Below are 15,017 nucleotides of genomic sequence, written 5' to 3'. Positions count from 1 at the left end.
GGATCCGGCGGAATCACGGGCTCCGTCCGGGAACGTATTCTTTGATCTTTTCGTCTCATGATGTGGTACGAGGCGGTCGGATCGCGGCCGCTCGTTAGACTGCACCCGCAAACAGACGGACTTGATCGAGGAGCGCACGTGGGCCTAGTCGTGCAGAAGTACGGAGGCTCCTCCGTAGCGGATGCCGAGGGCATCAAGCGGGTCGCCAAGCGGATCGTCGACGCCAAGAAGGACGGCCACCAGGTCGTCGTCGTGGTGTCGGCGATGGGCGACACGACGGACGAGCTGATCGATCTCGCCGAGCAGGTGTCTCCGATGCCTGCCGGGCGTGAATTCGACATGCTGCTGACCGCGGGAGAGCGGATCTCCATGGCCCTGCTGGCCATGGCGATCAAAAACCTGGGCCACGAGGCCCAGTCGTTCACCGGCAGCCAGGCAGGCGTGATCACCGACTCGGTCCACAACAAAGCGCGCATCATCGATGTCACGCCGGGCCGGATCCGTACCGCGCTGGACGAGGGCAACATCGCCATCGTCGCCGGTTTCCAGGGTGTCTCCGCGGACAGCAAGGACATCACCACCCTCGGCCGCGGCGGGTCGGACACGACCGCCGTCGCCCTGGCCGCGGCGCTCGACGCCGAGGTCTGCGAGATCTACACCGACGTCGACGGCGTCTTCACCGCGGACCCCCGCGTCGTGAAGAAGGCCCAGAAGATCGACTGGATCTCCTCCGAGGACATGCTGGAGCTGGCCGCGTCCGGCTCCAAGGTGCTGCTGCACCGCTGCGTGGAGTACGCGCGCCGATACAACATCCCGATCCACGTCCGTTCGTCCTTCTCCGGACTGCGCGGCACCTGGGTCAGCAACGAGAATCCGCAAGGGGACGAGCCGGTGGAGCACGCCATCATCTCCGGAGTCGCTCACGACGTCTCCGAAGCCAAGATCACGGTCGTCGGTGTGCCGGACAAGCCGGGCGAGGCCGCGGCCATCTTCCGCGCCATCGCGGACGCCGAGATCAACATCGACATGATCGTGCAGAACGTGTCCGCCGCCTCCACCGGTCTGACGGACATCTCGTTCACCCTCCCCAAGGCCGAGGGCCACAAGGCCATCGACGCCCTGGAGAAGGCGAAGGGCACGATCGGCTTCGACTCGCTGCGCTACGACGACCAGATCGGCAAGATCTCCCTGGTCGGCGCGGGCATGAAGACGAACCCGGGCGTCACCGCCTCGTTCTTCCAGGCCCTGTCCGACGCGGGCGTCAACATCGAGCTGATCTCGACCTCCGAGATCCGCATCTCGGTGGTCACCCGCCAGGACGACGTCAACGAAGCCGTCCGCGCCGTGCACTCGGCCTTCGGCCTCGACTCCGACAGCGACGAGGCCGTCGTCTACGGAGGCACCGGACGATGACCGCCGACCGGTCGTCCGCCCCGGCGCTGGCCGTGGTCGGGGCGACCGGAGCGGTCGCTTCGGTACTGCTCCGGATGCTGTCCCAGCGGGCGGACGTCTGGGGCGGTATCCGCCTGATCTCCTCACCGCGCTCGGCCGGGCGACGGCTGACCGTGCGCGGCGAGGAGACCGAGGTGCTCGCCCTCACGGAGGACGCCTTCGACGGCCTCGGCGCGGGCGATGTGGTGATCTTCCTGACCCCCGCCGAGGTGTCGGCCCGCTGGGCGCCCGTGGTCACCGCACGCGGCGCCGTCGTGGTCGACCACTCCGCGGCCTTCCGGGACGACCCCGAGGTGCCGCTGGTGGTGCCCGAGATCAACGCGCACGCCGTACGGACCCGCCCGCGCGGGATCGTCGCCGGGCCGGACTCCGTCACCGCCGCGATGATCGCGGCCGTGGGCGCGCTGCACGCCGAATACGCGCTGACCGGGCTGGTCGTGTCCTCGTACCAGGCCGCGAGCGCCGAGGGCCGGGCCGGAGCCGAGACGCTGCGCCGCCAGACCGCCCTGGTCGCCGGGACGGAACTGGGCGAGCACACCGGCGACGTACGCCGTGCCGTGGGCGAGGACACCGGGCCCTTCGCGGCCCCCCTCGTCCTCAACGTGGTGCCCTGGTCCGGTGAGCTGCGCGCGGACGGCTGGTCCTCGCACGAGCTGGCGGTACGGGCGGAGGTCCGCCGGATCCTCGGACTTGACGCACTTCCGGTGGCCGTGACCTGCGTACAGGTACCGGTGATGACCGGGCATTCGCTGACCGTGCGGGCCGGCTTCGAGAGCGTGGTGGAGGTGGTACGGGCCCGGGAGATCCTGGAGGCGGCCCCCGGAGTGGTCCTCGTGGACGACCCGGCGGCGGGGGAGTTCCCGACCCCGGTGGACGCCGCGGGCACGGATCCGGCCTGGGTGGGCCGGGTGCGGGTGTCCCTCGACGACCCCCGTGCACTGGAGTTCTTCGTCTGCGCGGACAATCTCCGCAAGGGCGTCGCCCTGAACGCGACCCAGATCGCGGAACTGATCGCGGGTGAATTCGCGTAATTCGCTTTGTAGGATCGGTGACGATCCCTTGATCAAGGCGAAGAGCGGTGACGCATGAGGGCGGGCGACACAATGCTGGTGAGGCTGCCGCACGCGTACAACCCTGACCGGGGGACGCGTGTCCAACTGGCGTGGCAGAGGCATTGCTCGACTTCGTGGTTCCACCGGTGCGCCCCGGGATCCTTCCGGTACGGCGCCGCCCTGCGGGCTCCGGCCCCGGCGGCGGCTTCCCGGTGATCGTGCCCCTTCCGGCGGGAACGCCGGGCGCCGGCACGTCGGCCGTGCCCGCCCCCAAGGCCAGGGGGGCACGCGTGCCCGCCCCGCGTGACGGCTCCGACGGTGCCGAGAGCGCCGCGGCGGCGGCGTCCCAGACAGCGACACCCGAGGCCGTCGGCACCACAGTCGACCACCTCACCGCGACCTACCAGGCGCACTACCGCTCCCTGCTGGGCCTGGCCGCGCTGCTCCTCGACGACACCGCCTCCTGCGAGGACGTGGTCCAGGAGGCGTTCATCCGGGTCCACTCCGCGCGCAGCCGGGTCCGCGAGCCCGAGAAGACCCTGGCGTACCTGCGCCAGACCGTCGTGAACCTCTCGCGCTCCGCGCTGCGCCGCCGCATCATCGGCCTCAAGCTGCTGTCGAAGCCGATGCCCGACATGGCGAGCGCCGAAGAGGGCGCCTACGAGCAGCTGGAGCGGGACGACCTGATCAGATCGATGCGCGGACTGCAGCGCCGCCAGCGCGAGGTGCTGGTGCTGCGTTATTTCGCGGACATGACGGAGGCCCAGGTCGCCGAGACGCTCGGGATATCCCTGGGCTCGGTGAAGGCGTACGGATCGCGGGGCATTGCCGCGCTGCGGGTGGCGATGGAGGCTGCGCAGTCATGAACGACCAGGTGAACCGCTTCGGCGGAACGCACGAAGAGGATCCCGGCCACCGCGCGCGGGACTTCGCGCCGGACGAGCTGCGCGGGCTGCTGCACGGAGCCGTCGCGGAGCTGACGCCCTCGGACGGCGCGCTGGAGCGCCTGCGCCACGCCGTCCCGGTCCGCCGGGCCCGTAAGCGCCAGGCCGTCATCGGCGCCGCCGCGGCCGTGCTGCTGTGCGGTACGGCGGTCCCGGCCGCGATGCGCCTGACGGCGGCCGAGTCCACGCCCGGCGAGCACTCCGCGATGGCGGGCCACGGCACGGCCGCGGAGGGCAAGCCCGGCGGCGCCTCCGACCCGCACGCCGCCGGAGCGGGCGAAGCCCCCCAGTCCCCGCAGCCCCCGGCCCACGGCCAGGGCGTGGGCGCGGGCGGCACCGGCAGCACCCCGCAGCCCGGGGCGCCGACCCCGTCCGCCGGCGCGGGCACCGGCCCGGCCGCCACGGGCGCCGCGACCGGCGGCGGCCCGCTGCTGCCCCCCGCCGCCCCGGGGCTGCCCGGCTGCGGCGAAGCCCAGCTCGGGGTGCGCGCGGGCGCCCGTACCGCGGAGGCCGACGGCAAGGTCTACGGCAGCTTCCGGGTCACCAACGTCTCCGCCGCGGGCTGTACGGTCACGGGCGCCGACACCGTCACCGCGGCCCCGGCGTCGGGCGCGGCCACCGGCAAGCCCGCGGTCACGGTCCTCGCGCACACCGCGGGCGATCCGGCGACCGGACTGCCGAACCCGGCGGTGGAGGCGCCCGGCCTGGTCCTCCAGCCGGCCATGGGCTACGAGGTGCGCTTCGCGTGGGTGCCCGAAGCCGCCTGTACGGGCGGCGGCGCGGCGGATCCGGGCGGCAAGCCCCCGCAGGGCGGCGGAGCGCAGGCGCAGGGCGCGCAGAGCGACGCGGGCAGCGGGGCGGCCGTCGAGCCGAGCGCCGGGCCGACGCCGCCGAGTCCCGGGGTCGAGGTCACGCACACCGCGCAGGCGGGCGCGCCCGTCACCACGACCACCATTCCCACGGCGGCCTGCGGGGGGACGCTCTACCGCACGGGCGTCATTCCGCTGGACGCGACGCCGAAGCCGTAGCGGGGGCGGGGAGGGGGACGGTGGCGCCGTCCTCCGGCAGCAGCCCGGCCTCCGCGTCGCGCAGGGTCTCGACCTCGCGCCGGTAGAGCCTGAACCACATGAAGAGCACGAAGGCCGAGAAGACGAACCACTCGCCGGTGTAGCCGAGGTTCTGGAAGGCCTTGAGGTCGAGCCCGGTGTTCGCCGGTGCCTTGGCGGGGACCGGAACCATGCCGTCCGAGGCCGTCGGCACGGTCAGCCACGCGTCGTAGAGGCCGTAGGGCACCAGGTTGACCAGGGAGGCCGCCCCGATCACGCCGAGCTGTCCGGCGGGCAGACCGCCCTGCGAGTGGACGCCCTTGCTGCTGGAACTCTCCGGGGCCTGGAGCACACCGGTGACCTCGACCCGGCCGGTGGGCGGCGCCGGGGCCCGGGCCGCGTCCGCGCTCCCCGGGAGCCAGCCGCGGACCACCGGGACGGCCTTGCCGCCGTCGGTGCGCAGCAGGGTCAGCACGTAGAAGCCGGACTTCCCGTCGAGATCCCGCTCCGGGACCAGCAGCTGTTCGGCGTACTGGCCGGAGACGGAGGCGAGGCGTCCGGAGGTCCGGGTGTCCACCGGGAGCAGGGAGTCCAGCGGGGCGGCGCTCTGGTCGGCGGGCCGTTCGGCGCTCGCCTCCCGGTGGCTGCCGACGCGGTCCTCGAACCGGCCGAGCTGCCACGTCCCCATGAACAGACAGAAGGGAACGGCCAGCACGACGAAGACGTTGATCCCCCACCAACGCGGGGTCAGGAGAAACCGGTGCACCCCACCACCGTACGGGGGGTGCACCGGTCGCTCTGTCCCGGGGCGGACCGGGTCGGGCCCGCCCCGGGCCCGGACGTCAGGCCGAGGCCCCCCGCGGCAGGTGCTTCAGCGCGAAGTCCAGCTCCATCCGGACCTGCTTGATCCGCTCCTCCACGACCAGCGAGCCGTGCCCGGCGTCGTAGCGGTAGACCTCGTGCTCGGCGCCGCGCGCCACCAGCCGCTCGACGTAGTTGTCGATCTGCCGGATCGGGCAGCGCGGGTCGTTGACGCCCGCCGCGATGTGCACCGGCGCCCGCACCGCGTCCACGTACGTCAGCGGGGACGAGGCGGCGAAGCGGTCCGGCACCTCCTCGGGCGTCCCGCCGAACAGGGTCCGGTCCAGCGCCTTGAGCGGCTCCATCTCGTCCTCGTACGCCGCCACGTAGTCGGCGACGGGCACCGCGGCCAGCCCCACCGCCCACACCTCGGGCTGCGTGCCCAGGCCCAGCAGGCTCAGGTAGCCGCCCCACGAGCCGCCGGACAGCACCAGGCGCGCCGGATCGGCGAGCCCGGACTCCACCGCCCACGCGCGCACCGCGTCGATGTCCTCCAGCTCGATCAGGCCGACCCGGTGCTTGAGGGCGTCGGTCCACTCGCGGCCGTAGCCGGTCGAGCCCCGGTAGTTGACCCGGACCACCGCGAAGCCGTGGTCCAGCCAGGCCGCGGGGGTGGCGGCGAAGGCGTCGCTGTCGTGCCAGGTCGGCCCGCCGTGGATCTCGAAGATGGTCGGGAAGGGGCCCTCGCCGTGCCCGGCCGGGCGCTGCGCGAGCGCATGGATGCGCCCGCCCGGGCCCTGGACCCACACGTCCTCGACGGGCACGGAGCCCGGCGGCCGGAAGCCCGGCGGGTCCAGCACCACCGCGCCGGTGGTGGACCGTACCGAGGCGGGCTCGGCGGCCGAGGACCACTGGTATTCGACGGTGCCGTCGGGGCGGGCGGTCGCGCCCGAGACCGTACCGGGCGGGGTGTCCACCCGGACCAGCTCCCGCGTCGCCAGGTCGTAGCGCCACAGCTCGCCGCGCGCCTCGAACTCGTGCGCGATCAGCAGGGCGCCGCCGTCCGGGTACCACTCGGCGCTCACGTCACCGGGCAGGTCGATGTCCAGGGCCTCCTCGGTGCCCGCCACGACGTCCCACACCATCGGCTCCCAGCGGCCCCGCCGCTGGTGGCCCACCAGCAGCCGGGTGTCCCCGGCGACCGGCGCGAAACCGAGCGCGGACAGGCCCAGCTCCTCCGTACCGCCCTTGGAATCGTCCAGCTCGGCGACGGTCGCCCCGTCCAGGGTGACCACGCGCAGCGAGGAGTGCATCGCGTCGCCGTGCTCGGTGTGCTCGATCACGACGAGGGTGCCGTCGCGGGAGAGGTCGCCGACGCCCGCCGACTCGTGGTGGCGGTAGATCTCCACCGGCTCCGCGCCGGGGCGCACGACGTGCAGCGTCGAGCCGTCCTCGTCGGTGGAGCGGCCCACCACGGCCGTGCCGTCCCGGCCGATCGCCAGACCGCCCGGGTAGGAGGGCTCCAGGCCCGGGGTCGCGGGCTCGTCCGGACCGCCCTCGAAGGGCTGGCGCACCCAGACGCCGAACTCGTCGCCGTCGGTGTCGGAGAACCACCAGATCCAGGCGCCGTCGGGGGAGAGGGTGCCGTCGGTGGTCCCGTTCGGGCGGTCGGTGGCCTGGCGCTGCGTGCCGCTCGCGCGGTCCCACGCGTACAGCTCGTAGGTCCCCGTCGCGTTGGAGACGAAGAGGCTGCGGTCCGGGGCGTCCTCGGCCCAGTCGGGCAGTCCCACGCGGGGGGCCCGGAACCGCTTCTCCCAGTCCGGCATGGCGGGCGGGGCACTCACATCGCTCGCATCGCTGGGCACGCCGCTGGGCACATCGCTGCTCACATCGCTGGTCATGCGCCCATTCTTGCCGCACGGCGGCATTGCCGGGGCGCGCGGTGCCGTACGGCTATAACGTCACGGTATGCGCATGATCGTCCGGGGTGCCCGGCTGCACACAGGAGAGGGCCGCGGCGCGGTCGCCGCCGACCTCGTCGACGTCGAGGTGGCCGAGGACGGCCGGATCGCCCACCTCATCCCGCACGACGACGAGCGGGAACCCCCGGTGACGGGGACCCTCGTCGAGGCGCACGGCGGGCTGCTCACCGCGCCCTTCGTCGAACCGCACATCCACCTCGACACCGCGCTGACCGCGGGCGAACCCCGCCCGAACACCTCCGGCACCCTCTGGGAGGGCATCGCCTGCTGGAGCGAACGCAAACGCACCCTGACCCGCGAGGACGTCATCGCGCGCGCCACCGAGGTGCTGCGCTGGCAGGCCGCCCAGGGCGTGCTGTACGTCCGTACGCACTGCGATGTCACCGACCCCGGCCTGACCGCGCTCGACGCCCTGGCGGAGGTCCGCGACCGGGTGCGGGACGTGATGCACCTGCAGATCGTGGCCTTCCCGCAGGAGGGCATCGTCTCCTTCCCGGACGGCGAACGGCTGATGCGCGAGGCCGTGGTGCGCGGCGCGGACGTGATCGGCGCGATCCCGCACTTCGAGGACACCCGCGAGGACGGGGTCGACTCACTGCGCTTCGCCTTCGAACTGGCCGAACGGCACGGGCTGCGCGTGGACGCCCACTGCGACGAGATCGACGACGAACAGTCGCGGTTCGTGGAGGTACTGGCGACCCTGGCGCTGCGCTCCGGACTGCGCGGCCGGGCGACCGCCTCCCACACCACCGCGATGGGTTCCTATGGCGGCGCCTACAGCTTCAAACTCCAGCGGCTGCTGGAGCGTTCCGGGATCAACCTGGTGAGCAACCCCTTCGCCAATCTCAACCTCCAGGGCCGCTTCGACGCCTACCCCAAGCGGCGCGGCCTCACCCAGGTCAAGGAGATGCTGGCGGCGGGGGTCAACGTGGCCTTCGGGCACGACGACGTGATGGACCCGTGGAACGCCCTGGGCACCGGGAACCCGCTCCAGAGCGCCCTGGTGGGCCTGTACGCCGCCCAGTTGACGGGAACGGAAGAGATCCCCACCGCGTTCTCCATGGTGACGGACCGCGCGGCCCGGGTGCTCGGGCTCGACGAGGACGCGTACGGCATCGCGGAGGGCGCCCCCGCCAACTTCGTTCTGCTGCCCGCGCCTTCGCCGACCGAGGCGCTGCGCCGCCAGGTCCGCCCGCGCCTCGTCGTCTCGAACGGCCGGATCCTCGCCGAGACCCCGGTGGCACCGACCAGGCTGAGCTGGCCGGGCGAGGACCCGGAACCGGTGGACTTCGCCCGCCGCCTACAGTGACCAGCGTCAACCGGCGTCAGGCGGAGGGGAACCGAGCGATATGTGGACGGTAGCGGGACGATCGGCGGAGGCAGCGCGGGAGATCGCCGCGGAGTATGCGGACGAGGCCCTGTTCCACCATTCGGTGCGGTCGTACGCCTTCGGCGCGCGCCATGCCGCCGAGCACGGCCTGGTGTATGACGAGGAGCTGTTCTACGTCGCCTCGCTGCTGCACGACCTGGGCCTGACCGCTCCCTTCGACAGCCACACCCTCTCCTTCGAGGAGGCGGGCGGGCACGTGGCCCGCGTGCTGACGGCGGGCCTCGGCTGGGCCCCGGCCCGGCGCGCCCGCGCCGAGGAGATCATCGTGCGGCACATGCGCGAGGACGTCACGGCCGACGAGGACGTGGAGAGCCACCTGCTGCAGGTGGGCACCAGCGCCGACGTGTCGGGCCTGCGGGTGGAGGAGTTCGACGAGCGCTTCCGCGCGGAACTCCTCGCCGCCCACCCGCGGGCGGACTTCGGCCCGTCCTTCCTGGCCCTGTTCGAGGACCAGGCCGCCCGCAAGCCGCACTGCTCGGCGGCCGGGCTGGTCGCGAACGGCATAGCGGAGCGGATCGCGAAGAACCCGCTGGGCTGAGGAACCCGCTGGGCTGACGCGTCTTCATCGGTGCGGGGCTCCGTCGTCGGTACCCTGCGCCCATGTCATGGGACTGGGACGAGGACGGAGCCCCGCACCCCCTCGCGCTGCGCCGCTCCGGGCGCAGCGAACAGGAGCCGGACCGGCTGCCCGAGGTGCGTGAACTGGAGGTGCTCGGCTGGGAACCCGCCCCCGAGCAGGCGCTGTGGGTGTTCCTGCCGTACGTGTGGCCCGCCGACGCCCGGACCTGGGTGGCGGACCGCGCCACCCGCTGGGCCGTGGAGACCCGGCTGGACGGCCACGGCAAGGTCACCGACGTCGAGTGCGCGCCGCTGTCCGCCGCCGACCTGCACGGGATGGACGCGGAGGCCGACGCGGCCCTCGCCGGCCTCGGACTGCCGCCCCGCCCGGCGGGCCGCCTGTGGCTGCTGCGCCCGGTGGGGCCCTTCGCGGACCTGGAGGCCGTACTGGCCCACCTGCACGCGGTGGCCGGGGAGCGCGCGGTGGAACCCGCGGCGACGGGGCCGTTCATGGAGCTGGTCCGCGACGAACTGACGGCCCTGCTCGACGCGACGGGCTGACGTTGACCGGGAGCGGGAGGCGGGAGCGGCGCTCAGCGCGCGAAGACCTTCGCCAGGCAGGCGCGCAGCCCCGCCGCGGTCGGCGGGGTGAGCCGGGCCGCGAGGTAGCCGTCGGGGCGGACCAGGAAGGCGGTCGGTTCCCGTACGCCGTACAGGCGGGCGAACTCGCCGCGCGCGTCGCGGTACACGGGCACCGCGTCGGCTGCGTCCGTTTTGTGCTCCGCGAGAATCGCGCACACGTCGATTTGCCCGTCCGCCGCCTCCCGCACGGCGGCCGCGAGCGGGCCGAAGCCCTCAGCCGTCGGCCCGGTCCCGTACAGGAGGAGTACGTGCTCCCGCCCGCGCAGCAGGTCGAACAGGCGCAGCGGATAGGCCGCGATCGCCCCGGCCAGCCCGGCGCAGTCGGGCGCCCGGTCGCCGGGCTGCGGGCCGGGCCCGCCGTCCGCCGACGCCGGGTCCACGAGGGGGCCGCCCCGGTAGCCGACGAGCAGCTGGGCCTCGCGCAGCATCACCGTCCGCGGGTCGTCGGGGTCGGCCTTGATCCCTTCGGCTGCGTGCCGGACGGTGCGGCCGACGACCTCCTCGCCGACCGGCCTGCGCTCGGCGTCGTAGCTCGCGAGCAGACCCGGAGCCGCGGCGCCCTCGACGGCCAGGGCCAGCTTCCAGGCCAGGTTCCAGGCGTCCTGGATACCGGTGTTCATGCCCTGCGCGCCGGTCGGCGGGTGGATGTGCGCGGCGTCCCCGGCGACGAAGACCCGGCCGTCCGCGTAGCGGTCGACCAGCCGGTGGCTGATCCGGAAGACAGACGACCAGCGCAGCGCGGAGGCGGTCGTGGGCCAGGGCGACATCCGGTCCAGGACGGCCTGGATGTGGTGCAGTCCGGGCTTGCGCCCGTCGGCGGTGTCCAGGCCGTGCGCGATCCCGTCCGGTGTACTCCCCCTGGTCGCGGCGGACAGGTCGGGCGGCACCATCATGGACATCCGGTACCGGTTCGTGCCGGGCAGCGGGACGCCCATCAGCACGTCGTCGACGGCGCCCCCGGCGTCGTGGTGCGTGGCGCGCACCGCGTACCCGCGCGGGAGGTTCCACTCGACCTCGACGTCGGCGAGCATGTACTCCTCGGGGAAGGCGCCGCCCTCGAAGCCCAGCCCGAGCCCCTTGCGCACGGTGCTGTGCGCGCCGTCGCAGCCCACCAGGAACCGGGCGCGGACCTCTTCCTCGCCGCCCGGCGTGCGCAGCCGGCAGGTCACCCCGTCGGCGTCCTGGGCGAACGACACCAGCTCGGTGGACCGCTCGATGCCCGTCCCGAACCGGTTCAGGAACGCCTCCAGGACGCGCTCCGTCTCGTACTGCGGCAGCGCGGCGAAGCCGTACGGCACCTCGGGCGGCATCACCATTTCGAGCCGGGGCTGCTCGACGCCGTCCACGTACGTCAGCTGCCCGCGCAGCCGGACCGCCAGGTCGAGGGCGTCGTGGACGAAGCCCATCCGGTCCCAGATCTCCAGGGTGCGCGGCTGGATCCCGACCGCTTTCGCGTACGGCAGCCGGGCCGGGAGCAGGTCGACGAGCCGACAGCGCACCCCGCGCCGCCGCAGCTCGGCCGCGGCCGTCAGCCCGACCGGCCCGGCCCCCGCGACCAGCACGTCAATGGTTCCTCCGGAGGTGTCCGTCATGAGTCCCTCCCGGGACGAGCCCCCGTATGAACGGCCCCCGCACTCCATGGTCACCCCGGCACTCCGCCCCGGCACGCCGACGCGAGATGCAGTGGCCCGCGGGCTGACCGTCAGTGACCCGCCGCGAGTTCCCCGCTCAGCTTTCCGTACAGCCGGGCGCTGTGTTCGTTCAGGCCGGTGATCTCGACGTTCTTGCCGCGTCGGCGGTACCTGTCCTCGATGGCGTCGAGCGCCGCGACGGAGGAGGCGTCCCAGACATGGGCGCCGGAGAGGTCGATGACGACCTCGTCGGGGTCGCCCGCGTAGTCGAACCGCCCGACCAGGTCGTTGGACGAGGCGAAGAACAGCTCGCCGGTGACCGAGTACACCACCGTGCCGCCCTCGGGGTCGGTGACGGCGGTGACGTCCGCCAGGTGCGCGACCCGCTTGGCGAAGATGACCATCGCGGTGACCGATCCGGCGACGACGCCGACGGCGAGGTTGTGCGTGGCGACCACACAGGCCACGGTCAGCACCATGACGGTGATCTCCCCGGCCGGCATCCGCCGGAGCGTCTTCGGCGCGACCGAATGCCAGTCGAAGGTCGCGAAACAGACCATCACCATGACGGCGACGAGCGCGGCCATCGGAATGTCCGAGACCAGCGGCCCGAAGGCGATGCACAGCACCATCAGGAACACACCGGCGAGGAAGGTCGACAGCCGAGTCCGGGCGCCCGACACCTTCACGTTGATCATCGTCTGGCCGATCATCGCGCAGCCGCCCATGCCGCCGAAGAACCCGGTGACGATGTTCGCGACGCCCTGCCCGACGGACTCCCGGGTCTTCGAGGACCGCGTGCCGGTGATCTCGTCGACCAGCTTCGCCGTCATCAGCGACTCCATCAGCCCGACCACCGCCATGGCCAGGGCGTACGGGGCGACGAGCGCCAGGGTGTCCAGGGTGAACGGCACGTCCGGCAGCCCCGGCACCGGCAGCGACGAGGGCAGCGCCCCCTTGTCCCCGACGGTCGGCACCGCGATCCCCGCGGCGATGGTGATGGCCGTGAGGATGACGATGGCCACGAGCGGGGCCGGAACCACCTTCGTGACCTTCGGGAAGAACACCATCAGCGCGAGCCCGCAGGCGAGCAGCGGGTAGACGGCCCACGGCACGTTCCGCACCTCGGGGACCTGGGCCATGAAGACCAGGATCGCGAGGGAGTTGACGAACCCGACCATCACCGAGCGCGGGATGAACCGCATCAGCTTCGCCACACCGAGCGCGCCGAGCACGATCTGGAAGACCCCGCCGAGGATCACCGCCGCGATCAGGTACCCCAGGCCGTACTCCCGGTTCAGCGGCGCGATCACGAGCGCCACGGCCCCCGTGGCGGCCGAGATCATCGCCGGCCGCCCGCCGACGACCGAGATCACCACAGCCATGGTGAACGAGGAGAACAGCCCGATCGCCGGATCCACCCCGGCGATGACCGAGAACGAGATCGCCTCGGGGATCAGCGCCAGCGCGACGACCAGCCCGCCGAGCACCTCGGTCCGCAGCACCTTCGGCGACAGCCACGCAGGCCGCCCCGGCCGCCGCAAACCGGGCAGCCGTACGGATATGGGGGCAGGGGAAGAAGACACGCTCACGGACCTCGGGCTGGGCGGGCACACCCGAACCGGCAGGCAGGCGTGCGGAGAAGACACGAAAGGCCCGATCCACTGAGTGGATCAGGCCTCTTGCGTCTTACGAAGTCGGGGTGGCGGGATTTGAACCCACGACCTCTTCGTCCCGAACGAAGCGCGCTGCCAAGCTGCGCTACACCCCGATCGCCGCCTTGGCGGTGTTGCTGCCCTGGCGACATCGATTACTTTAGCGGACCGTCGGCCGGAGACGAAATCCGGTTTTCGCGGGGGGTGAGGAGGGCCGGGCGGAAGCGGTCGGCCGTGACCAGGGCGAGGCCCAGGGCGTAGAAGGCGAGGCCGAGGACGAGACCGTTCACCGCGACCCGGGCGTAGCCGTACTCCGCCACGTCGATGAAGGGGTACGTGTACCGCGTCTTCGTGCCCGGGGCCAGCAGGGCGCCGCGGACCAGGGCGAACGCCAGGTACAGGAAGGGGAAGGCCAGCCACTGGGCCGCATGGCGCGGGCGCAGTCGGCGCGGGGCCGTGAGCAGTACGAAGTCCAGGGCGGCCGCGATCGGGGTGACCGTGTGCAGCAGTTGGTTGGAGACGGCCCTGGCGCCGCTGAGCTTGTCGAGGTCCTCGACCACGTTGAACGGGCTCGACGGATTGTCCAGCACCAGGTGGAAGACCAGCCCGGTGATCAGGATGAAGAGCAGCACCCCGCCCCGCCACAGGGGGCCAGGCTCCGGGCGGCGCTGCCACGCGCGCACCGCGCAGAGCCCGAAGACCACCGCCACCAGGATGTTCGTCCAGATGGTGAAGAAGCTCAGCACGACGGGAACGCTGCCGTAGACGCACTCGATCACGAGGCCCACGGTCGCGGCCAGGGCGATCAGGGCGCGGAAGGAAGCTGCGAAACCTGCTGCGATCATCCGTTCAACGTACCGGCTGGGCCGCGTCGGGTCTCAGGACGCGGCCTCAGGACGCGGCCGTCAGGGTGAGCAGGGTCGCTTCCGGCGGGCAGGCGAAGCGGACCGGGGTGAACCGGTTCGTGCCGCAGCCGGCCGAGACGTGCAGGTACGAGCGCTGCCCGGCGGCCTCGTGCGTGGAGAGGCCCTTCACCCGCTTGGCGTCCAGGTCGCAGTTGGTGACCAGGGCCCCGTAGAAGGGGACGCACAGCTGCCCGCCGTGCGTGTGCCCCGCGAGGATCAGCGGATAGCCGTCCGCCGCGAAGGCGTCCAGCGCGCGCAGGTACGGGGCGTGCACGACGGCGACCGAGAAGTCGGCGTCCGCCTCCGGACCGCCGGCCACCCGCTCGTAGCGGTCCCGCTTGATGTGCGGGTCGTCCAGACCGGTGAAGGCCAGCTCCAGCCCGTCCAGCTTCATCCGCGCCCGGGTGTTGGTGAGGTTCAGCCAGCCCGCCGCGTCGAAGGCGTCCCGCAGGTCCTCCCACGGGTTGTGGACGGCGCCGACGACCGGCTTGTTGCCGTTCAGCCCGTGCCGGCCCTGGACCTTCTCGATCAGATAGCGCCCCGGGTTGCGCAGGCGCGGTCCGTAGTAGTCGTTCGAGCCGAAGACGTAGGCGCCGGGGAACTCCATCAGCGGACCGAGCGCGTCGAGCACCTCCGGGATCCCCTCGGTGTCCGAGAGGTTGTCGCCGGTGTTCACCACGAAGTCGGGCCGCAGTCCCGCCAGGGACTGGAGCCAGGCGCGCTTCTTGCCCTGCCCGCCGACCATGTGGATGTCCGATACCTGCAGGACCCGCAGGGGCCGCATCCCCTGGGGGAGCACCGGGACGGTCACCCGGCGGAGCCGGAACGACCGTGCCTCGAAACCGGCGGCATAGGCCACACCGGCGACTCCGGCCGCGGCGATGCCCGCGGTGACCTTCAGGGGGATTCCGTAACGCGCACGCATGGCCCCATCGTCGCAGACCGGGAAAACCGGCGGG

The 15,017-nt window shown here is 72.6% G+C and carries 13 protein-coding genes and 1 tRNA gene; 7 read left to right on the top strand and 7 right to left on the bottom strand.

Going from position 1 to position 15,017, the window contains the following annotated elements; genetic code table 11:
- Window positions 1-138: 138 nt before the first annotated feature.
- The 4 genes from OHS33_RS16940 to OHS33_RS16925 all read left to right on the top strand — a co-directional run bounded on the left by OHS33_RS16940 (window position 139) and on the right by OHS33_RS16925 (window position 4,476).
- Window positions 139-1,413 (top strand): aspartate kinase, encoded by a 1,275-nt coding sequence (locus OHS33_RS16940; protein WP_330331242.1) that lies wholly within the window; start codon window positions 139-141, stop codon window positions 1,411-1,413.
- A complete protein-coding gene (locus tag OHS33_RS16935) occupies window positions 1,410-2,483 on the top strand; it encodes an aspartate-semialdehyde dehydrogenase (RefSeq protein ID WP_330331241.1) in 1,074 nt (357 codons plus the stop codon). Before OHS33_RS16940 ends, OHS33_RS16935 begins: the two co-directional genes overlap by 4 nt.
- 131 nt (window positions 2,484-2,614) lie before the next feature.
- A complete protein-coding gene (locus OHS33_RS16930) occupies window positions 2,615-3,370 on the top strand; it encodes a SigE family RNA polymerase sigma factor (RefSeq protein ID WP_443065313.1) in 756 nt (251 codons plus the stop codon).
- Complete coding sequence (locus tag OHS33_RS16925; protein ID WP_330331240.1) at window positions 3,367-4,476, top strand: hypothetical protein; 1,110 nt, start codon at window positions 3,367-3,369, stop codon at window positions 4,474-4,476. Before OHS33_RS16930 ends, OHS33_RS16925 begins: the two co-directional genes overlap by 4 nt.
- Here OHS33_RS16925 and OHS33_RS16920 read toward each other — a convergent pair.
- Entirely contained in the window at window positions 4,445-5,260 is an 816-nt protein-coding gene (locus OHS33_RS16920; RefSeq protein WP_330331239.1) for an SURF1 family protein, read from the bottom strand. The two genes, OHS33_RS16925 and OHS33_RS16920, sit on opposite strands and share 32 nt — an antisense overlap.
- A gap of 76 nt (window positions 5,261-5,336) precedes the next feature.
- A complete protein-coding gene (locus tag OHS33_RS16915; RefSeq protein ID WP_330335082.1) occupies window positions 5,337-7,121 on the bottom strand; it encodes a S9 family peptidase in 1,785 nt (594 codons plus the stop codon).
- 142 nt (window positions 7,122-7,263) lie between these two features.
- Between OHS33_RS16915 and codA the strand changes: the two genes are divergently transcribed.
- The 3 genes from codA (at window position 7,264) to OHS33_RS16900 (ending at window position 9,786) form a co-directional block, all read left to right on the top strand.
- A complete protein-coding gene (codA, locus tag OHS33_RS16910) occupies window positions 7,264-8,586 on the top strand; it encodes a cytosine deaminase (RefSeq protein WP_330331238.1) in 1,323 nt (440 codons plus the stop codon).
- 40 nt (window positions 8,587-8,626) lie between these two features.
- The gene (locus OHS33_RS16905; RefSeq protein ID WP_330331237.1) at window positions 8,627-9,205 is read left to right on the top strand and encodes an HD domain-containing protein; all 579 of its coding nucleotides are present in this window, start codon (window positions 8,627-8,629) and stop codon (window positions 9,203-9,205) included.
- Window positions 9,206-9,267: 62 nt separating this feature from the next.
- Window positions 9,268-9,786, top strand: a complete 519-nt coding sequence (locus OHS33_RS16900; RefSeq protein ID WP_330331236.1) for a DUF5956 family protein — start codon at window positions 9,268-9,270, stop codon at window positions 9,784-9,786.
- Window positions 9,787-9,818: 32 nt separating this feature from the next.
- On the opposite strand, the gene OHS33_RS16895 is transcribed toward OHS33_RS16900, so the two are convergent.
- The 5 genes from OHS33_RS16895 to OHS33_RS16875 form a co-directional block, all read right to left on the bottom strand.
- Window positions 9,819-11,459, bottom strand: a complete 1,641-nt coding sequence (locus OHS33_RS16895; RefSeq protein WP_330331235.1) for an FAD-dependent monooxygenase — start codon at window positions 11,457-11,459, stop codon at window positions 9,819-9,821.
- Window positions 11,460-11,569: 110 nt separating this feature from the next.
- Window positions 11,570-13,084: a SulP family inorganic anion transporter gene (locus OHS33_RS16890; protein WP_330331234.1), complete on the bottom strand. Its 1,515-nt coding sequence runs from the start codon at window positions 13,082-13,084 to the stop codon at window positions 11,570-11,572.
- A gap of 111 nt (window positions 13,085-13,195) precedes the next feature.
- A tRNA-Pro gene (locus OHS33_RS16885) sits at window positions 13,196-13,269 on the bottom strand.
- A gap of 39 nt (window positions 13,270-13,308) precedes the next feature.
- On the bottom strand, window positions 13,309-13,998 hold the full coding sequence (locus tag OHS33_RS16880; protein ID WP_330331233.1) for a Pr6Pr family membrane protein: 690 nt from the start codon (window positions 13,996-13,998) through the stop codon (window positions 13,309-13,311).
- Between the two features lie 46 nt (window positions 13,999-14,044).
- On the bottom strand, window positions 14,045-14,983 hold the full coding sequence (locus tag OHS33_RS16875; protein ID WP_330331232.1) for a metallophosphoesterase: 939 nt from the start codon (window positions 14,981-14,983) through the stop codon (window positions 14,045-14,047).
- Window positions 14,984-15,017: the final 34 nt, after the last annotated feature.

Origin of the sequence: Streptomyces sp. NBC_00536 (assembly GCF_036346295.1) — a bacterium.
In the GTDB taxonomy this organism is placed as follows: Bacteria; Actinomycetota; Actinomycetes; order Streptomycetales; family Streptomycetaceae; genus Streptomyces.
This window is presented reverse-complemented; position numbering and strand designations above follow the sequence as displayed.